The 22,046-nt window shown below is 22.4% G+C and carries 17 protein-coding genes and 2 tRNA genes; 16 read left to right on the top strand and 3 right to left on the bottom strand.

Annotated features, from left to right (window positions below):
* The first annotated feature begins 2 nt into the window (after positions 1–2).
* Positions 3–3,227 (top strand): carbamoyl-phosphate synthase large subunit, encoded by a 3,225-nt coding sequence (carB, locus tag GJT86_RS00920; RefSeq protein ID WP_168920426.1) that lies wholly within the window; start codon positions 3–5, stop codon positions 3,225–3,227.
* Positions 3,228–3,353: 126 nt separating this feature from the next.
* Positions 3,354–4,322 (top strand): tRNA-modifying protein YgfZ, encoded by a 969-nt coding sequence (locus GJT86_RS00915; protein ID WP_168920425.1) that lies wholly within the window; start codon positions 3,354–3,356, stop codon positions 4,320–4,322.
* 46 nt (positions 4,323–4,368) lie between these two features.
* Here GJT86_RS00915 and GJT86_RS00910 read toward each other — a convergent pair.
* Both GJT86_RS00910 and GJT86_RS00905 read right to left on the bottom strand, forming a co-directional pair.
* Positions 4,369–4,441 (bottom strand) — tRNA-Phe (locus GJT86_RS00910).
* 66 nt (positions 4,442–4,507) lie between these two features.
* Positions 4,508–5,785, bottom strand: a complete 1,278-nt coding sequence (locus tag GJT86_RS00905) for an anaerobic C4-dicarboxylate transporter family protein (RefSeq protein WP_168920424.1) — start codon at positions 5,783–5,785, stop codon at positions 4,508–4,510.
* Positions 5,786–6,008: 223 nt separating this feature from the next.
* On the opposite strand from GJT86_RS00905, the gene GJT86_RS00900 reads away from it, so the two are divergent.
* From GJT86_RS00900 to acpS, 14 genes are all read left to right on the top strand, one after another.
* Positions 6,009–6,299 (top strand): co-chaperone GroES, encoded by a 291-nt coding sequence (locus GJT86_RS00900; RefSeq protein WP_168895552.1) that lies wholly within the window; start codon positions 6,009–6,011, stop codon positions 6,297–6,299.
* A 64-nt stretch (positions 6,300–6,363) separates the two neighbouring features.
* Positions 6,364–8,013, top strand: coding sequence for a chaperonin GroEL (gene groL, locus GJT86_RS00895; protein WP_168920423.1), 1,650 nt, complete (start codon positions 6,364–6,366; stop codon positions 8,011–8,013).
* Between the two features lie 711 nt (positions 8,014–8,724).
* A complete protein-coding gene (locus GJT86_RS00890; RefSeq protein WP_168920422.1) occupies positions 8,725–9,297 on the top strand; it encodes an elongation factor P in 573 nt (190 codons plus the stop codon).
* 605 nt (positions 9,298–9,902) lie between these two features.
* Entirely contained in the window at positions 9,903–10,454 is a 552-nt protein-coding gene (gene orn, locus GJT86_RS00885; protein ID WP_168920421.1) for an oligoribonuclease, read from the top strand.
* 64 nt (positions 10,455–10,518) lie between these two features.
* A tRNA-Gly gene (locus GJT86_RS00880) sits at positions 10,519–10,592 on the top strand.
* Positions 10,593–10,636: 44 nt separating this feature from the next.
* The gene (gene mutL, locus GJT86_RS00875; RefSeq protein WP_168920420.1) at positions 10,637–12,334 is read left to right on the top strand and encodes a DNA mismatch repair endonuclease MutL; all 1,698 of its coding nucleotides are present in this window, start codon (positions 10,637–10,639) and stop codon (positions 12,332–12,334) included.
* Positions 12,331–13,284: a tRNA (adenosine(37)-N6)-dimethylallyltransferase MiaA gene (gene miaA / locus GJT86_RS00870; RefSeq protein ID WP_168920419.1), complete on the top strand. Its 954-nt coding sequence runs from the start codon at positions 12,331–12,333 to the stop codon at positions 13,282–13,284. The genes mutL and miaA overlap by 4 nt, the downstream gene beginning before the upstream one ends.
* A 115-nt stretch (positions 13,285–13,399) precedes the next feature.
* A complete protein-coding gene (gene rlmB, locus GJT86_RS00865; protein ID WP_168920418.1) occupies positions 13,400–14,140 on the top strand; it encodes a 23S rRNA (guanosine(2251)-2'-O)-methyltransferase RlmB in 741 nt (246 codons plus the stop codon).
* A gap of 99 nt (positions 14,141–14,239) precedes the next feature.
* The gene (locus GJT86_RS00860; RefSeq protein WP_168920417.1) at positions 14,240–16,282 is read left to right on the top strand and encodes a M3 family metallopeptidase; all 2,043 of its coding nucleotides are present in this window, start codon (positions 14,240–14,242) and stop codon (positions 16,280–16,282) included.
* A gap of 54 nt (positions 16,283–16,336) precedes the next feature.
* On the top strand, positions 16,337–18,127 hold the full coding sequence (lepA, locus tag GJT86_RS00855; RefSeq protein ID WP_168920416.1) for a translation elongation factor 4: 1,791 nt from the start codon (positions 16,337–16,339) through the stop codon (positions 18,125–18,127).
* A gap of 23 nt (positions 18,128–18,150) precedes the next feature.
* The gene (lepB, locus tag GJT86_RS00850) at positions 18,151–19,050 is read left to right on the top strand and encodes a signal peptidase I (RefSeq protein ID WP_168920415.1); all 900 of its coding nucleotides are present in this window, start codon (positions 18,151–18,153) and stop codon (positions 19,048–19,050) included.
* A 38-nt stretch (positions 19,051–19,088) separates the two neighbouring features.
* Positions 19,089–19,763, top strand: coding sequence for a ribonuclease III (gene rnc, locus GJT86_RS00845; RefSeq protein ID WP_168920414.1), 675 nt, complete (start codon positions 19,089–19,091; stop codon positions 19,761–19,763).
* A gap of 50 nt (positions 19,764–19,813) precedes the next feature.
* Complete coding sequence (era, locus tag GJT86_RS00840) at positions 19,814–20,641, top strand: GTPase Era (RefSeq protein WP_168920413.1); 828 nt, start codon at positions 19,814–19,816, stop codon at positions 20,639–20,641.
* 12 nt (positions 20,642–20,653) lie between these two features.
* Positions 20,654–21,052, top strand: coding sequence for a holo-ACP synthase (gene acpS / locus GJT86_RS00835; protein ID WP_168920412.1), 399 nt, complete (start codon positions 20,654–20,656; stop codon positions 21,050–21,052).
* 25 nt (positions 21,053–21,077) lie between these two features.
* On the opposite strand, the gene djlA is transcribed toward acpS, so the two are convergent.
* Positions 21,078–21,887 carry a co-chaperone DjlA gene (djlA, locus tag GJT86_RS00830; protein ID WP_168920411.1) on the bottom strand — a complete coding sequence of 270 codons (810 nt, stop codon included), beginning with the start codon at positions 21,885–21,887 and terminating at the stop codon, positions 21,078–21,080.
* Between the last annotated feature and the right edge of the window lie 159 nt (positions 21,888–22,046).

Raw genomic sequence — 22,046 nt, 5'->3', positions numbered from 1 at the left:
ATATGCCAAAACGTACTGACATAAAAAGTATTATGATTATAGGTTCTGGCCCTATTGTTATTGGTCAAGCATGTGAATTTGATTATTCTGGAACGCAGGCTTGTAAAGCATTAAAAGAAGAAGGATATAAATTAATTTTAATTAATTCTAATCCAGCTACTATTATGACAGATCCTGATCTTGCAGATATCACATACATTGAGCCTATTACACATGAAACAATTACTAAAATTATAATAAAAGAAAAACCAGATGCTATTTTACCTACTATGGGTGGACAAACGGCTTTAAATTGTATATTACAATTATATGAAACAAATATTTTAACTAAATATAATGTTAAAATTATTGGTGTTACTATTCAAGCCATTCATCGTGCTGAAAATAGAAATATTTTTAATAAAATTATACAACAAATAGGTTTAAATATAGCTGCATCTTATGCAGTACATAATTTACAAGAAGCATTAGATGTTGTAAAAAAAATAGGTTATCCATGTATTATACGTCCTTCTTATACTATGGGTGGTTCTGGTGGTGGTATAGCATATAATTTGCAAGAATTTACGAATATTTGTGCACAAGGAATAATATTATCTCCTATTAATGAATTAATTATTGATGAATCTTTAATAGGTTGGAAAGAATATGAGTTAGAAATGATTAGAGATGTAAATGGTAATTGTATTGTTATATGTTCTATTGAAAATATTGATCCTATGGGTATACATACTGGTGATTCTATTACAGTAGCGCCAGCACAAACTTTATCTGACAAAGAATATCAAATTATGCGTAATGCCGCTATTAGTATTATGAAAAATATTGGTATTAATTCAGGAGGAGCTAATGTACAATTTGCAGTTAATCCTATAACAGGCAAGTTAGTTGTTATTGAAATGAATCCTCGTGTATCACGTTCTTCTGCACTTGCTTCTAAAGCAACAGGTTTTCCTATAGCAAAAATTTCTGCAAAATTATCTATTGGTTATACATTAGATGAATTAAATAATGATATTACTAATAATAAAATATCTGCTGCATTTGAACCTTCTATAGATTATATTGTAGTAAAAATACCGAAATTTAATTTCGAAAAATTTCATGAAACTAATCATAGATTATCTATACAAATGAAATCTGTAGGCGAAGTTATGGCTATTGGAACTAATTTTCAGGAAGCTTTACAAAAAGCATTATGTAGTTTAGATCATAATATTAGTGGTTTGGATCCAAAAATTTTTATACAAAATAATGCAAATACTAAGAAAATTATATATGAATTATCCCATCCTGGTCCAAATAGAATACAATTTATTGCTGATGCTTTTAGATTTGGTATAACATTAATGAAAATACATCAATTATCAAAAATTGATGTATGGTTTTTAGATCAAATACAAGATTTAATTAATATTGAACAAAAAATTCTTACATTAGGAATTCAAAGTTTAGAAAATAAACAGTTCTTTCGTTTTCTAAAACAAAAAGGTTTTTCCGATATGAGAATTGCTAAGTTAGTAAATTCATGTGAAAAAGATATTAGAAAATTAAGATATAATAAAAAAATTTATCCTGTATATAAAAGAGTAGATACATGTGCAGCAGAATTTGATACTAATACAGCATATATATATTCTACTTATAGTACTGAATGTGAATCTTATGTAACTAGTAATCCCAAAAAAATTATTATTTTAGGCAGTGGACCTAATAGAATTGGACAAGGTATAGAATTTGATTATTGTTGTGTACACGCTGCTTTAGCATTACGAGAAAAAAATTTTGAAACCATTATGGTTAATTGCAATCCTGAAACTGTATCAACAGACTATGATATTTCTGATAAATTATATTTTGAACCATTAAATATAGAAAAAATATTAGATATTATTAATATTGAACAACCTAGAGGTATTATTGTGCAATATGGCGGACAAACACCGTTAAATATTGCAAAACATCTTGCTCAAGAGGGAGTTAATATTTTAGGTACCACACCTCATAATATAGATATCGCAGAAAATAGGGATAAATTTAAAAATATTATTCATGATTTAAAATTACAACAACCAACAAATTATATTGTACATAATCTCAAAAATGCTCTTATACAATCTGATATTATTGGTTATCCTGTAATAGTTAGACCATCATATGTATTAGGCGGTCAAGCAATGCAAATTGTATATAATAAAGCAGAATTAATACAATATTTTTTAAAAAATATTACTCATCATACGGAAATTTTGTTAGATAAGTTTTTAGATAATGCCATAGAAATAGATGTCGATGCTATTTGTGATGGCCATGATGTTTTTATTGGTGGTATTATGGAACATATTGAACAAGCTGGTATACATTCTGGTGATTCTGCTTGTGTAGTGCCAACATACACTATAAACAAATCATTAATAACAAATATTAAACAACAAGTGCGTAAAATATCTTATAAGATGAATATCTGTGGTTTAATCAATATTCAGTTTGCGATAAAGAATAATCAAATATATTTAATAGAAGTTAATCCTCGTGCATCCCGTACTATTCCTTTTCTTTCTAAAACGATTGGGCTTCCAATGGCAAAAATAGGCGCCTTAGTTATGGCTGGTTATACTTTAGCACAATTAAATATTACTCGAGAAATAATACCAAAATATTTTGCTATTAAAGAATCAATTTTACCCTTTAATAAATTTGATGGTGTTGATCCTATATTAGGTCCGGAAATGAAATCTACTGGTGAAATTATGGGTATTGGCATGACATTTGCGGAAGCTTTTTCTAAAATTATTTTACATGTAGATAATAAAATTTATAAGTTAAATAGTGTTGTATTGTTATCTTTAAGTCATCAAGATAAAAAATATAGTTTAGTTTTAACAAAACAGTTAATTAATTATGGTTATAAAATTGAAGCTACACCAGGTACTGCAAAAATATTACAACAACATAATATACCTGTTATAGTAGTGGATAATAATATATCTAAAGATCTTATTAATAATATTAAAAATAGAAGGTATAATTATATTATTATTACTGCGTTAAGTCCAGAATCTATACAAAAATCTAAAATTATACGTATTACAGCATTACAAAACAATATCTATTTTAATACTACTATTAAAAGTGCTTTTGCTACAATTGCATCTATTGTAAATCATTACACAAAAAATAAAATATATGCATTACAAGAACTACATAAAACATTAAACTTATATTAATCAAAAATCAAATATAATAATTTATTATATAGTAATTAGTGTTTTATTAAACAAATATTAATATATTAAATATTATTTTTTAATTATATAAAAAATAATATTTTTTATATAATTAAAAAATAACATATGAAAACTACATTAAAATTTATTCCATTAAATCATTGGATTTTAATTATTGTTAATGGTAAAGATAGTAAAAAATTTTTACAACATCAGCTTACTATTAATATTGATAATTTAACAGACCAAAAAAATTTTTTATATGCTTGTCATTGCAATTCAAAAGGCAGGCTATTAACTAATATGAAAATTTTTAAATATAAGCATAATTGTTATGGTTATATAATTAGAAAAAATATAGCCCAGATATATTTAAATAGTATTAAAAAATATATGTTTTTGTATGATGTGCATATTTTATGTTCTACGAAATCATTAGTAGGAATATATGCTGATAATAATACTACTCAAAATTTTTTGTTACACGTTTTTCAAAATTCAAATTATTTGATGCATAAACATTCTTTATTGATTGATAAAGATAATATTTTATTAAAAATACGTACCATGTCACGTAATAAATATTTGACAATTATTATTGTAAATAATATACATAATATAATTTCATATATTAGATATCATAAAATTGCTTTTTCATATAATTATGATATAAAATTATTTTGTCAAATAGGTTATCCTATTATTGATAAAAATAATTTTACAAAATTTATTCCCCAAGAAATTAATATGTATAAATTTCATGCTATAGATTTACATAAAGGATGTTATATAGGACAAGAAATAATAAATAAAATTTATATGGCTAATAATCATTATAATAATAACAAACTTTTTAGTATAAAAATAAAAATAACAAATATTATACCTAGAATTAGTGATAGATTAATAATTACTAGCCAACATACATTAACTAATAAACATTATATAATTAATGGTTATATTTTAACTATATATTATTTTACTAACAATCAATATTGTTTAATGCAAATTATGTCTAAAATAGCCATTACGTATAATATTAATATCAAAATATTAAGAGAACACAAAAGTTATTCTTTATATATACAAAAATAATATTTGTATACTATAAAATTTTTGATTTATATAAATAATCTTATCATGCCCGAAGGCGGAATTGAACCACCGACACGGGGATTTTCAGTCCACTGCTCTACCAACTGAGCTATTCGGGCGATGAAGAACTACATCGTTATTATAACAATAAATACTATTTTGCGTCAATATGTTTTTTATTATCATTAAATGATGTAATGAATAATCAAAAAGTTTATTATGATAGATAATGTAATAATTGATATTCCAGGTATTAAAAATGGATGATTAAATACATATTTACCTATTTTAGTAGAACCAGTATCATCTATCTTAACTGCGTATAAAATAGTAGGATATGTTGGTAAAATGAATACTCCTGCAACTGCTGTAAAAATACTAATAATAGTTTTTAAAGGAACACCTAAAATAATTAAATAGGGAATAATTGCTCTAGTAGTAACTGCTTGTGAATAACATAATGATGTTATAAAAAGTAACATAATGGCTAATATGATAGGTTTATATTGTATAATATATAAAATAAACAGTTTTATAATATTCATATGTGCATTTATAAATGTATCGCTAAACCACGCAACTCCAATAATACATATACAAGCTTCCATACCAATTTGAAAAATTTTAGTTTGTGTTATTTTTTTGATATTAGTTTTACAGACTAAATGTATTACTAATGATATAACCAACATGAATAATATTATAGATTCAGTCCGTGGAATACTATTACTTATAGTATAAATACTACATAGAATATTATATACTAAAATAGTACTAATACCAATACAAAATAATATAAATGAATATTTACCTTTTATACTAAATAGATTTGTTTTTTCAAAATGATTATATGAAATAATATTAGTCGCATGTAATTTATGATAAAAATTATATCTAATGCTAGTAAATAATGAAGTTAACAAAACAGCTATAAAAGTTGAAGGAATAAAGATAGTTAATAAGATAAAATAATTAATACCAAATGGTTCTAATATTTTAGAAAAATATATAAAAGCAGCAGATATTGGTGAAGCAATAATAGCAACTTGTGAAGCTACTACGGATATTGATAGTGGATATACAGGTTGTATGTTGTTTTTTTTAGAAATATGCATAATAACAGGAAAAATAGATAACGCTGTATAACTAGTACCTGTTATTAGTGTAATAAAATATGTTATTACAGGAGCTACTATAATAATATACTTAGGTTGTTGTAATAATAACTTATTTATACAATAAATTAAATAGTTAATCCCATCTGATAAATATAATACAGAAATCATAATTGTTACAGATAATATAATTGCTACTACATCTAATGGAATATTACCAATTTTATGATTGAAACATAATGTTAGTATTAAAACCCCAACACAACTAAATAATCCTAATCCTATTCCTCCTGTTTTCATACCTAAATAAATAATGATAATAAATATAATGCATTCAACAATAAACATTGTTACCCTTTATGTAAAAAAAAGTCATATGTACTTATTATATTTTACAAATGATATTAATAAATAATATTTTTTTATAAAAATAATATATGTTAAAAAAAATTTCTTTATAAAGACTTGAAACGGTGTATATCTGTCCTCATCTCTTGGACACGTTGCTTAGTAAAACATTATATTTTTGTATTAAAAGAATTACGTAGTTATGATAGGAGAATACCTAAAAATGAATATTCGTCCATTACATGATCGTGTTATTGTTAAACGTCAAGAAGTTGAATCTAAATCAGCAGGTGGTATTGTTTTAACAGGTACCGCAGCTGGAAAATCTACTCGAGGTGTAGTATTAGCCGTAGGGAAAGGACGTATATTAGATAATGGTACTGTTAAACCCTTAGATGTAAAAAAGGGTGATGTAGTAATATTTAATGATGGTTATAGTGTTAAAACTGAAAAAATTGATAATGATGAAGTTTTAATAATGTCTGAAAGTGATATTTTAGCTATTGTGAAGTAATCATATAAAAGATTATGTAAATAATATTTACCTTCATATTAATGTTAATTTAAGGATATATCAAATGTCAGCTAAAGATGTAAAATTTGGTAATGATGCCCGTGTTAAAATGTTACGTGGTGTGAACATATTAGCCGATGCAGTAAAAATTACTTTAGGTCCTAAAGGACGTAATGTAGTTTTAGATAAGTCTTTTGGAGCACCTGCGATTACTAAAGATGGTGTTACTGTAGCAAGGGAAATTGAATTAGAAGATAAGTTTGAAAATATGGGCGCACAAATGGTGAAAGAAGTAGCTTCTAAAGCTAATGATGCGGCCGGAGATGGTACAACTACCGCTAGTGTTTTAGCACAAGCTATTGTAACAGAAGGTTTAAAAGCTGTTGCAGCAGGTATGAATCCTATGGATTTAAAAAGAGGTATTGATAAAGCTGTAATTGCAGCTGTAGAAGAACTAAAAGTATTGTCTGTGCCTTGTTCTGATTCTAAATCTATAGCACAAGTAGGGACTATTTCAGCTAATGCTGATGAAACTGTTGGTGATTTAATTGCACAAGCTATGGGTAAAGTAGGTAAAGAAGGTGTAATTACAGTTGAAGAAGGTAGTGGTTTGCAAGATGAATTAGATGTTGTAGAAGGAATGCAGTTTGATAGAGGGTATTTATCACCTTACTTTATTAATAAAGCTGAATCTGGTACTGTAGAGTTAGAACACCCATATATATTATTAGTAGATAAAAAATTATCAAACATACGTGAAATGTTACCTATACTAGAAACCGTTGCAAAATCTAGCAAATCTCTATTAATTATTGCAGAAGATGTTGATGGTGAAGCCTTAGCAACTTTAGTAGTAAACACTATGCGTGGTATTGTAAAAGTTGCAGCTGTTAAAGCTCCTGGTTTTGGTGATCGTCGTAAAGCTATGATACAAGATATTGCTATCCTAACAGGCGGTAATGTTATTTCTGAAGAAATAGGATTAGAATTAGAAAAAACAACATTAGATGATTTAGGACAAGCTAAACGTATTGTAATTAATAAAGATACTACAACTATTATTGATGGCATGGGTAAACAAGCTGATATTTCTGGTAGAGTATTACAAATAAGACAACAAATAGATGAAGCTACATCTGATTATGATCGTGAAAAATTACAAGAAAGAGTTGCAAAACTAGCAGGTGGTGTAGCAGTATTAAAAGTTGGTGCAGCTACAGAAGTAGAAATGAAAGAAAAAAAAGCACGTGTAGAAGATGCATTACATGCTACTAGAGCAGCTGTAGAAGAAGGAGTTGTTGCAGGTGGTGGTGTGGCTTTAGTGCGTGTTGCAGCAAAATTAGTACATCTTACAGGACAAAATGAAGACCAAAATATGGGCATTAAAGTAGCTTTAAGAGCTATGGAAGCGCCATTACGTCAGATAGTATCTAATTCTGGTGAAGAACCTTCTGTTGTTGCTAATAATGTTAAAGATGGTCATGGTAATTATGGTTATAATGCAGCTAGTGAAGAATATGGTGATATGATTAAATTTGGTATTTTAGATCCTACTAAAGTAACAAGATCGGCATTACAATATTCTGCTTCTGTTGCAGGGTTAATGATTACAACAGAATGTATGATTACTGATTTACCAAAAGATGAAAAAACAGAAATGAATAATACTCCTCCAGGAAGTGGCATGGGTGGTGGTATGGGTGGAATGATGTAATATATAATATTATATCATTTTACGATATTAAATAAATATTTATAATGATTAATATAATGATAAGAACTGTGTTGTATATAACAAACACAGTTCTTATCTATTTATCCAATAAGTTTTACTAATTATATATTAATTTCAGTTATTTAAATTTAGTAATAAAAAATACTAATCATATTAGTAGTGAATTACTAATATGATATTTAGTGTTTACGATATTTATATTTTTACACTAGTACTTTTTCTAAAATATTTTAATGATATCAAATTACATTTATCATGATAGTAATACTATAAAAATATAGTAATTATTATGTTAAATTTATGTTAATATTTTTAATATTATATTACGTATAACTTAGTATATAAATTACCACATTATTTTTCTTACAAAATTTTAGGTATGACAAATTATATCTATCTTATAGATATATAATAAAAAATTTAAATGTTATTACATATATTTATATCAATAAAATATATTTGTTATATCAGTCATAATTATTTTTCTTATAAAATAAATATTAACAATATTTGCTTATATAAATGATTTATATGTATAAAATACCAAAAATGATATTTTAATTTATATAAATCATTTTTCTTATAATATAATTACTTTTAATTTTTGGTAAAAAATTATATTTTTTATTATTATAGGTAATATAGTAATATATTTTTATATATAAAATATATATATTATGAAGGAATATAATGACAAATTATTTTGGTAATGCTTTTAAAGTAGGAATGAAGTTTATATTTGCACAACAACCATATATAATTGAAAAAAATGAATTTGTTAAACCTGGTAAAGGTCAAGCTTTTGTTAGAATTAAAATGAGAAATTTAATTACTGAAAAGCTTATTCACAAAACTTTTAAAGCAACTTATACTCTAAATACAGCTGATATTTTTGAAAATAAATTTATTTATTTATATCATGACAATCATATTTTTTATTATTTTATGTCTAATAAAAATTTTGAACAAGTTATATTATCAAATAAAATTGTACAAAACAAATATAAATGGTTATTACCACAATATTATTATAATATTACTTTTTGGAATTCACAGCCTATATTTTTAACTTTACCGAAACATATTACACTTAGTGTATTACATACACAAACTACTAGTAAAAAACATACAATTAATAATAATACCAAACAAGCTAAATTAAGTAATGGTTTACTTATAAAAGTACCGCATTTTATTAATAATAGAGATATGATTATTATAGATATCAAAAGTATGATATATATCTCAAAAGCTAAATATTAATTTTGATAGTATCAACATCTAATTAAATTAGATGTTATTTAAATAACATTTATTATTATTTTTTAAAATAGAAAATATTATTATTTTTAAAAATGTATTATGTTAACAAATGCAAACATTTTATATATATTTATAAATCATATTTAAATTCAGATATTAAGTAATAAATATTTGTATAAAATTTAATACTCAAACTTATTTAATAATGATTATTATTGTGTGTGATAATTATCATATTAAATAATATTTTAATTTTAAATTAATTATTATAAAGAAGATTATGATTAATGTTATTTATTTTAATAAATATATGTTATAAAATTTGCTCATGTTGTTATTTATAATATTCTAAAAATTATTTATTTATAAGTAATAATTTTATTATCTGTTCTGATATATAAATTATTACAATAATTTATATAAATTTATTATAATTTTACATAATATATATACAAATATATTATGTAATACATAACTACTAAATTAATATTTATCATATTATGTTTCGTAATATATAGTTATTGATACGTATTTTTTATACTAATAAAAATAGTTAAAAATCATATTTTATATTATGAAATACAATAATATATAAGGATTATAATATGTTTATATGGATAGATTTAGAGATGACTGGTTTAAATCTTAATATAGATCGTATTTTGGAAATTGCAGTTGTTATTACTGATGTTAATTTAAAAATACTGTATCCAGGTATGACCTATAGTGTATATCAAAAAAAAAAAATTTTAAATCATATGAATTCATGGAATTATAATACACATACAAATAATGGTTTAATTGATAAAGTTCAACATAGTACATTAAATGAACTACAAATAGAAATTTTATTATTAAATTTTTTAAAATTACATATACCACCAAACACATCACCTATGTGTGGTAATAGTATATATCAAGATAGAAGATTTTTATCAAAATATATGCCTCGTTTAGAAAAATACTTTCATTATCGTAATATTGATGTTAGTTCTTTTAAGGAAATTATTAAACAATGGTATCCAGATATTTTTATAAAATTGAAAAAAAAACAACAACACAGAGCGATAGATGATATATATGAATCTATAAGAGAATTACAATTTTATAAAAAATTTGTTTTAAAACAAATAAAAAATATTGACAATAGTACATAGATAATTTTATGATATGTTGTATAGCTTTATATTGTACAGCTTTATATTATATAAAATATATTATGCGGGAATAGCTCAGTACGGTAGAGCACAACCTTGCCATGGTTGGGGTCGCGAGTTCGAATCTCGTTTCCCGCTAACATTTACAAGTATAATATGTAACTAAAATAAATGATTTATATATGTCTTCTATTCAAATTTTATCTTTAGAAATTATTAATAAAATTGCTGCTGGTGAAGTAATAAATAGACCAGCTTCTATTATAAAAGAACTAGTAGAAAATAGTATTGATGCACAATCTTCATATATTAAAGTTAATGTTGAAAAAGGAGGTTTAAAAACTATTAAAGTATATGACAATGGTCTTGGTATGAATAAAAATGATTTATTATTATGTTTACAAAAATATACAACAAGCAAGATTAAAAATATTGATGATTTAGATAATATTTATACATTAGGCTTTCGTGGTGAAGCATTAGCTAGTATTAGAATGGTATCACAAATAGAAATAAGATCAAATATTTGTACACAATTAGTAGGTTGGAAATTATATACTCGAGATATTGGTAGTCGAAAAATTTTTATTAATCCTATTGCACATCCGCGAGGAACTACTGTAATAGTATCAAATTTATTTTATAATATACCAGTAAAAAAAAATTTTTTTTCTAATGAACAAGTAGAATTTTTCCATATTAAGAATATTATTAAAAGTATTATTTTAATATCATTAAATATACATATCATTTTTTATTACAATAACAAAATTATTTACAATTTTGAAAAGGTAACAAATAATTTGTCTTATATAAAACGGATAAAAATTATTTGTGGCAAGGAATGTCTGTATAATCAATTAAATATATATCATCAACTTCATAATATGAAATTATATGGTTTTTTAAGTTTAAATACTAAAAAATCTATAAAGTATATTTATGTTAATAAAAGAATTATATATAATAAATTTATTATAAGAACTATAAAATCAGTGTTATTACAGAATAATATTATAAGTGAACAATATTCTTATGTTATGTATTTTAATATTCAATCTAAAAATATAAATATTAATATTCATCCGCAAAAAACAGATATTCTCTTCTATAATATAGAATATATATATGATTTAATCTTGCAAAGTATATTAAAAATTATTTCAAATAAAAAAAAAATAATTAGTAAAAAAAGTACATTAAAAAAGACAGAATATTTTACATCCCATGATTTAGAAAATATATTCATTAATCAAAATATTAATCAGATAACAAAAAATTCTTTAGATAAAATTTCAAAAAGAGATCTTGTATTTTTAGAAATAAAACCTGTATATCATTTTAAAAATTTTGGTAAATTTTTATTAATTATAAATAATATGTATTTAATAATAACACAAAAAAATATTTTATATAAATTGGTTATTAAAGATATAGTAACATTATTTTTTTATAATATTTTTAATAAAAATTTAATAGAACTTGATGTTTGCAAACAATTATACAATAGTATTGTTACTATTCCATTATCTAACCATGAATATTTATTATTCACTAAAATTAAACCATACTTAGTAAAGTTAGGTTTTGTTTTTCAAAAGAACAATATTGTTTTATTTCAAATCGATATTATTGCTTGTCCTATTTTTTTGATAAAAATTTCCGTAAAAAATTTACTTATAAATTTATTAGATTATATATCTATACAAACTGTTTTTACTTGTAATACGATAAAATTTTGGATGTTAACTTATATATATTTTAATAATAAAATTTGGCAATATGATGATATTATTAATTTATTAATAGCATATGAAATTTTAATGACTGATATTAGTATGCATTTTATAAAAAAATTATTTTTGCCAATTAAAATATGAATACACATATAAATAAAATTAATCCCATAGTTATTTTTTTAATGGGAACAACAGCATCACATAAAACTGAAATTGCTATGAAATTAGCACATGTATTACCAATAGAATTAATTAGTGTAGATACTTCTTTAATTTATAAAAAAATGAATATTGGCACAGCTAAACCTAATAAAAATAATAAATTTTATTGTCAACATTGGTTGATTGATATTAAAGAACCATACCAACAATATTCTGTTTTTGAATTTTATCAAGATGCTATTCAACTAATACATAATATTATTAAAAAAGGGAAAATACCATTATTAGTTGGTGGTACTATGTATTATTTTTATAGATTATTATATTCTATTTCACCTATGATACCAAAATCTTCTATCCATATAAAAAATTTAATTACAAAACAAATTATTAATAATAAATTTTATACATATTATGATATGTTAAATATCATAGATCCAATTTCTGCTAAAAAAATACATTATAATGATATAAGAAGGATTATGAGAGCATTAGAAATATTTTTTATAACAGGTAAAACATTAAGTACTTTAATTAAAATTCCAAACTTAAATATACCATATCCTATACATCAATTTGCGATCACATATTATGATAGAACACAATTATTTAAAGCAATTCATAATAGAATTATTAGTATGATTGATTTAGGTTTTGAACAAGAAGTTAGATCTTTAATAAAAAATAATTTTTTACAATACAATTATCCTGCTATGCGTTGTATTGGTTATAAACAAATGTTTCATTTTATTAAAAATAAAATTAATTTTCAAACTATGTTAAATGAAATCATATTAATGACCAAATATCTATCTAAAAAACAAATGACATGGTTAAAAAAATGGGATAATTTAACATGGTTAGATAGTTCCAAGAAACATATGATATATAATACTATAGCAAAATTAGTAGAGCAACAATTAATATAATAATTATTTTTATTACATATTTATATGAGTAATAAATTGATTTAAAATAAAAATTTTATAATAATTAAAATTTATGGTAATATACAGTATATTTGAGTTATTACTAATAAATATTATGCAACAAGTAATTTTTGGTATACATCCGATTATAAATTTATTAAAAAATGATCCATTATCTTGTAAAAGGATATTCATTTCTCATAATCGGAAACATACTACACAAATTACAGAATTATTTTTCTATATTAAAAAATATAATATTACTACTAAAAAAGTATGTAAAACATGGTTAGATAAACAAACTAATAATCATGTTCATCAAGGTATAATAGCTTATATTACTAAAACATTATTTTATCATCAAAAACATATAACGTCTTTATTAACAAACATAATATCTCCTTTGATTTTAATTTTAGATAATATTACCGATCCACATAATCTTGGTGCTTGCATCAGAAGTGCAGTTGCTGCTAAAGTTAATATCATTATTTTACCAAAACATTCTTCAGCTAAAATAAATTCAGTTGTTACTAAAATTTCTTGTGGTGCAATAAATATGATTCCTATTATTTATGTTAACAACATTAACAATATAATTATTTTATTAAAAAAATATAGAATTAATATTGTAGGAGCAGATGGAAATAGTAACACAATAATATATGATTCTCGTTTACAATATCCTATATGTTTAATTGTTGGGTCTGAAAATAAAGGTATACGTCAGTCTATAAAAAAACAATGTGATATTTTATGTAAAATACCATTATCAAAAAAAATTAACTCATTGAATGTTTCGGTAGCAACAGGTATTTTCCTATTTGAAATTATAAGACAAAAAAATTTTAAATGAATATTATAAACATTAATATATAAAAATTAGTATATTTACTATATTTTTAAGAAATAATAAATATCTTAATTTTTTGTATAAAAATATAGAGAATAAAGCATGAAAAATATTTTATTATCTAATTTTATATTACCTCCGTTTAGTATCATAAAATATGGACATATGATACCTGCAGTTGAACATATTACTGGACATTGTCGTAATACAATTACAAATTTAATAAAAGAATGTTCCGGTAAATATACTTGGGAAAATTTTTGTCAACCAATTTTAGAATTAAACGAATATTTAAATCGTGTTGTTTCTATTATTAATCATTTAAATTATGTAACAAGTACCCCTGAATTGCGTTTAATACATAATCAGATAATTAAAATAATTACAAATTATCACTTATGGTTTTTTCATAATAAAGAAATATATAATATATATATGATGATACATAATAATATTATTATTAGTAATAAAATTAATATTTTACAAAAAACATCTATTAAAAATATATTACTTGATTTTAAATTGTCTGGCATTCTTTTAACATATAAAGATTACCAAATTTATAAAAATATTATAAAAAAATTATCTGTTTTGCAAATTACATTTAATAATAATATTTTAGATAGTACAAATGATTGGAAATATTATACGACTAACAAAAATATGTTAAAAGGTATACCTGAAAATCTGATTAAGTCTTTTAAAGAAAAAGCATCTAAATATACTCAAAAAGAAGGTTATCTTATAACTTTAGAAGAATCTACTTATATTAATATCATGATGTATAGTACTAATCATGATTTAAGAAAAAACATATATTATGCTTATACAACAAGAGCATCAGATATTCAAAATAGTAAATGGGATAATTTCCCTATTATTATACAAGAATTATCATTACGTCATAAGCTAGCACAATTGTTAGGTTATAATACTTATGCTATTAAATCAATAGATAATAAATCTGCAAAAAAATTATGTGATGTTTTACATTTTTTAAAACAATTAGTTCAATTAATTAAAATACCTGCAAAAAAAGAAGTACAGGATCTAAAATTATTTGTTAAAGAAAAATATAATATTATAGATATTAAACCTTGGGATGTAATGTTTTTTACTGAAAAATATAAGTCTTACTTATATAATATTGATTCTAATATTATTAGAGCTTATTTCCCTATAAATGTAGTTATAAATGGTATGTTTAATCTATTAAATAAAATCTATGGTTTAATTTTTCAAAAAAAAATAGTAGATACTTGGAATAATCAAGTAATGTTTTATGATGTATATAATATTCATCATAAATTATATGGTAGTATTTATTTGGATTTATATACACGTCCAGAAAAACAAAATGGTGCTTGGATGGATATTTGTCAAAATAGAATGCTAAAAAAAAATGGGATGTTACAATATCCTATAGCATATATTAACTGTAATTTTATATATACTCATAAACATATCTTATTAAATCATTATGATGTTATAACTTTATTCCATGAATGTGGACATGCTTTGCATCATATTATGTCTGTAATCAATATCCCTAATATTTCTGGAATTAATGCTATTCCTTTAGATATAGTAGAATTTCCAAGTCAATTTATGGAATATTGGTGTTGGGAACCAGAAATTATTGTATTAATTTCTCAACATTATAAAAGTAAACAACCAATGCCTATGCATATGATTAAACAATTAGTTGCAACAAAAAAATATAATATATCTTTGTCTATGATGAGACAAATAGAACTAAGTTTATTAGACATAATAATACATAATGTAAAATATGACAAAATAAATAAAAAAAATATTTTAAATTTAATTAAGACCATTAAAAAAGATATTGTTGCAATTACACCTATACCTGAATGGAATAAATTTTTAAATAGTTTTAGTCATATTTTTGGTAATGAATATGCTGCTGGTTATTATAGTTATTTATGGTCAGAACAAATAGCAACAGATATATTTGATTATTTTAAACAAAATGGATTAATAAATCCTGTTATTGGGGAAAAATTTATAAAAGAAATTTTATCTACAGGTAATTCAGAAAATATTTTAAAGGTTTTTAAAAAATTTCGTGGTCGTAACTTAAATATAAAATCTTTATTAAAATATAAAGGCATACCAACATAAATATGATATCTTTAGCATAAAAGCTTTTTTTTAGATAGTTATAAATATAAATTTATGAAAAATATTAGAAATTTTTCTATTATTGCACATATAGATCATGGTAAAACAACATTATCAGATCGTTTAATAGAATTATGTAATGGTTTATCTAAATATGAAATGAAATCTCAAGTATTAGATACGATGGAGTTAGAAAAAGAAAGAGGTATTACTATTAAAGCACAAAGTGTGACTTTATACTATCAATTAAATAACAAAAATTATACATTAAATTTTATTGATACACCAGGACATGTTGATTTTTCTTATGAAGTTTCTCGTTCTCTTGCTGCTTGTGAAGGCGCAATACTACTAATTGATGCTGGTCAAGGTATTGAAGCACAAACTTTATCAAATTATAATATAGCAATTAAGATGGGATTAACTGTAATACCTGTTATTAATAAAATTGATTTATTGACTGTTAATATAAATAAAATTGAAATGGAAATAGAAGAAATTATAGGTAATATAACACAACCGCCATACTTAAAATGTTCTGCAAAAACAGGTTTAGGTGTAAAAAATATATTATATGAAATTATAAATAATATTCCGTATCCTTCGGGAAATATATTATCACCTGTGCAAGCATTAATAATTGATTCTTGGTTTGATAATTATTTAGGTGTTATTGCATTAATTTGTATGAAAAATGGCATTATATCTCAAAATGATAAAATTATTATTATGAATACTAATAAAATATATTATGCAGAACAGCTAGGTATTTTTACGCCTAAAAAAATAGCATTAAAACAATTATGTTGCGGAGATGTAGGCTGGATTGTGTTAGGTATTAAAAATATTTTAGAAGTACCTATTGGTGGTACTATAACATTATTTTTACAAAGATCTTTACATATATTACCAGGATTTAAAAAAAGTACTCCAAAAGTTTTTGCAGGATTATTTCCCATAATAACAGATGATTATAAAGTTTTTAGTAATGCATTAATGAAACTTAGTCTTAATGATGCATCTTTAACTTTTGAACCAGAAAATTCTGAAATTTTAGGTTTTGGTTATAGATGTGGATTTTTAGGATTATTACATATGGAAATTATTCAAGAACGTTTATTACGTGAATATAATATAGAAATTATTATTACTACACCAACAGTTAAATATCGAATTACAACAATCAATAAAGAAGTTATTTATGAAAATAATCCTGCAAAATTTCCACCATTACATTATATTAAACATATTAAAGAACCTATTGTAGAATGTAAAATTTTTACTCCTATTAAATATATAGGAAAAATAATAAAATTATGTATTAGTAAACATGGAATACAAATAAATATTGTTTATCATACTAAACATGTTATGTTAATATATGAAATACCTATGGCGGAAGTTATTATAAATTTTTTTGATCAGTTAAAATCGATTACAAAAGGATATGCTTCATTAGATTATTATTTTATTAAATTTAAAATTACTAACATTATCTGTGTAAATATTTTGATTAATAAAAAACGTATTGATTCTTTGACAACTATTATATATAAAGAAAAAATAAATTATTTTAGTCATATTTTAATAAATACAATTAAAAATTTAATTCCTAGACAACAATTTGATATTACAATACAAGCTGCTGTAGGTACAAAAATTATTGCTAGTACTTATATTAAACAGTTACGTAAAAATGTTATTGCTAAATGTTATGGAGGTGATATTAGTAGAAAAAAAAAACTAATTCAAAAACAAAAAATAGGTAAAAAACGTATGAAAAATATTGGAAATATTTTACTCCCATCATCTATATTTTTAGCAGTATTAAATATTAAAAAATAAACATACTTATAGTAAAACATATCATGAATATATTTATAAAAATATTAACATATAGTCTATATATTATGGGTATTATTTGGATATATAATATTATATCTACTTTATATAACTTTTTTTTTAAAAAAAATACAAGTTCATATTATTATCATTTAAATCACAAAAATAATTTTTGGAAAAAAGAGGCAAATTTATTTTTTATTATTGTCATATTATTTTTTTCTGTACGATTTTTTATATATGAACCATGTTATATCATGTCTAATTCTATGTTGCCTAATTTGTTAATAGGCGATACTATTTTAGTAAACAAATTTATCTATGGAATACATCATCCTTTAAAAAATAAGTTATTAATACAAAATAAAATACCTCAGCGAGGTGATATTATAGTTTTCCAATATCCTAAAAATAAAAAAATACATTTTATTAAAAGAATTATTGGAATACCAGGTGATAAAATAATTTATAATGAATATAGTAAGCAAATTATGTTATATACTATGAAAAAAGGACAATATCATTTGACATCTATTATAAAATATAATTTTTTATTATCTCCAAAGAATATGTTAAAACAAAAAACATTTTTTACAAATGTTTTTAAAACATTAAAATTTTTAGAATATACAGAAATAATTAATAAACGTGCACATACGATTTTATTACTACCAGAAATAATTAATGATCATTTAAAAACGTATTATCAACCTAATCATACTTATTATTCTTGGATTATACCTCCAGAAAATTATTTTGTTATGGGAGATAATAGAGATGATAGTTATGATAGTCGTTATTGGGGTTTAATAAATAAAAAAAATATTTTAGGAAAAGCACAATATGTTTTATTTAATATACATAAAGAACATAATAAATGGCCAATAGGAATTAGCTTAAATCGTATATTTCAAATTATTAATTAAGATAATTTTTTACATATAGATTTAAATATAATTTAATTATGATAAATCAATTACAAAAAAAAATAGGTTATATTTTCCAACACCAAAATTTGTTATATCAAGCTTTAACACATCGTAGTGCTAGTAGTAAACATAATGAAAGATTAGAATTTTTAGGAGATTCTATTTTAAGTTACATTATAGCTAAAGCTTTATATAAACAATTTCCAAATGTCAATGAAGGTAGTATGAGCCGTATGCGTGCAACGTTAGTACGTGGAGATACTTTAGCAAGTATTGCAAGAGATTTTAAATTAGGTAGATATTTATTTTTAGGTCCAGGAGAATTTAAAAATGGCGGTTATGATAGAGAATCTATACTAGCAGATACAATTGAAGCATTAATTGGTAGTATTTGTTTAGATAGTAATATTAAAATAGTAGAAAAAATTATTTTATATTGGTATAAATTTAGATTAAAAAATATTATCCCAGGTAATAATCAAAAAGATCCTAAAACAAGATTACAAGAATACCTACAAAGATCACATTTACCATTACCATGTTATTTTATTATTCAAATTAATGGTGAGATACATAATCAACAATTTTTTATACAATGTAAAATTAATGGAATTTCTAAGATTATTATAGGAATTGGTTCAAGTCGTCGTAAAGCTGAACAATCTGCTGCTAAATATGCTCTAATACATTTAGGAATAGAAAAGAAATAAATTAATAATTTACTTTAAATAAGGAAAAAATATTGGTGCATAATAAATACATGTATTATGGTCGTGTAGTAATTATTGGACGTACAAATGTTGGTAAATCAACTTTGCTCAATCAATTAATTAATAAAAAAATTTCTATTGTATCACATAAGATAAATACTACTCGTTCTAATATTATTGGTATATATCATAAACATAATTATCAAATAGAATATACAGATACTCCTGGAATTACTTATTCTACTAATTATAAATATTTTATACAATTATTTAAAAATAATAAAAATGATTTTAATTATATTTTACTAATGCTAGATCGTAATAAATGGGATTTAATAGAAGATAATATCGTTAATATTATACGTCATACTAATATTCCTACCATTATTATTATTAATAAAATGGATATTATTAATCACAAAAAAATTTTATTACCATACATACGTTATATACAACAAAAAATAATATTTACTGAACTATTTATAATTTCTGCTAGAAAATTTTTATATGTAAGTTATATTAATCGTTTTTTACGTAATAATATACCACAAAAAGAACATTTTTATTCATATAATATAATTACTAATCAAAATAATGTTTTGATAATAATCGAAATAATTAGAGAAAGTCTTTTATTTTATTTACATAAAGAAATACCATATAAAATCAATATTTCTTTAAATAATATAATTAATATTAATAAAAATATTTTTCATAAAATTACAGCAATACTTTTCATACAAAAAAATACACACAAAAAAATTATTATAGGGCATCATGGGCAAAAAATTAAATTAATTATTTTAAGGTCTCAAAATAATATATGCATGTATTTCAATAAAAAAGTTATTGTGCATTTATATGTTAAACATAAATGATAATTATCTATCATGAGTAAAAAAATAATGAAAATTTTGGGGTTAGGAATGGATATAGTACATGTTACACGTATTACAAAAATTATATTACGTTTTAAGGATTTGTTTGCAAAAAAAATATTAACAACAAATGAAATATATCAGTATTATAAATGTTCAAATCAAAAAACATATTTTTTAGCAAAACATTTTGCTGTAAAAGAAGCAACTGTCAAAGCATTACATACAGGTTTTTCGAAAGGTATTTTTTTTAAACATATTGAACTTAATCATGATCAATATGGTTGCCCAACAATAAAATTATATAATCATGCATTACATATCATACAAACAAAGAAAAAATATTTTGAAACACATGTAACCATTACGGATGAAAAAGAATATGTAAGTGCAATTGTTATTATTTTATAAGTATTTTGATGAATGATATTATTTTTTATTTTTTGTATTTTTTAATTATGTTATATGCATGTTGTATCTTTTGAGTTTTCCTTTTCATTGCTTCTATTTCTTTTGAAGAATATTTTTTTGACATGTATTTATCTGGATGATATTTACTCATTAATTTATAATATTTTTTTTTTATAATTAACATGCTATCATTTTGATTTACTTGTAATGTTTGATATGCTTGCATTAGTTCTGTAGTTGTATTTTTTTGAGAAAAATGCTTATATTGATAATCATTCTTTTGAGAAAAAAAATTTCTAGAATACATATTATCAAATATATTATTCATTTCATGATATGAAACATGTAATTCTCTAAAAATAATACGTAATATTTGTTCTGTTTTTGGGTCTAAGTAATTATTTGCATAAGCTAATTGTATTTGTATAAAAATAAATTTATGTAACAAGTTTTGTTGATTAATTAATTTATAATATAAACAATTTAATTTATGTATTAATGGATAATCTATTTGTTTACCATGATTAAAATAATGTTGTGCTAAAATAGTATCTTGAACATTTAGATGTAATTGCTGCATGATATTAGTTGTAATAATAATATCTTTTTTAGTTACAAAGCCTTTGGATTTACTAATGTAACCCATAACTTCAAAAGTTATTTGTATAAATATTTTTTTATGATCAATTGTATAGTTACTATTATACCATTCAGCATGTATAATAAAAAATTTATCAAACAAATATCCTATACTAGTATAAAATAATACATGGAAAAAATTACCACTAATTAATAAACCAATAATAAAACCTATTAATCTCCCCCAATATGACATTATTATCCTCAATCTCATATTATATTAATAAACATAACTTTAATATTTATTAAAATATTATTTTTTTAATAAAAATGACGATTCTTTATTTATATATAAAATTATATATGAAAAGTATTTTATAAAAAATATTATTTAATATATATTAAATATATTTAT

This window comes from Enterobacteriaceae endosymbiont of Macroplea appendiculata (genome assembly GCF_012571605.1).
In the GTDB taxonomy this organism is placed as follows: Bacteria; Pseudomonadota; Gammaproteobacteria; order Enterobacterales; family Enterobacteriaceae.
This window is presented reverse-complemented; position numbering and strand designations above follow the sequence as displayed.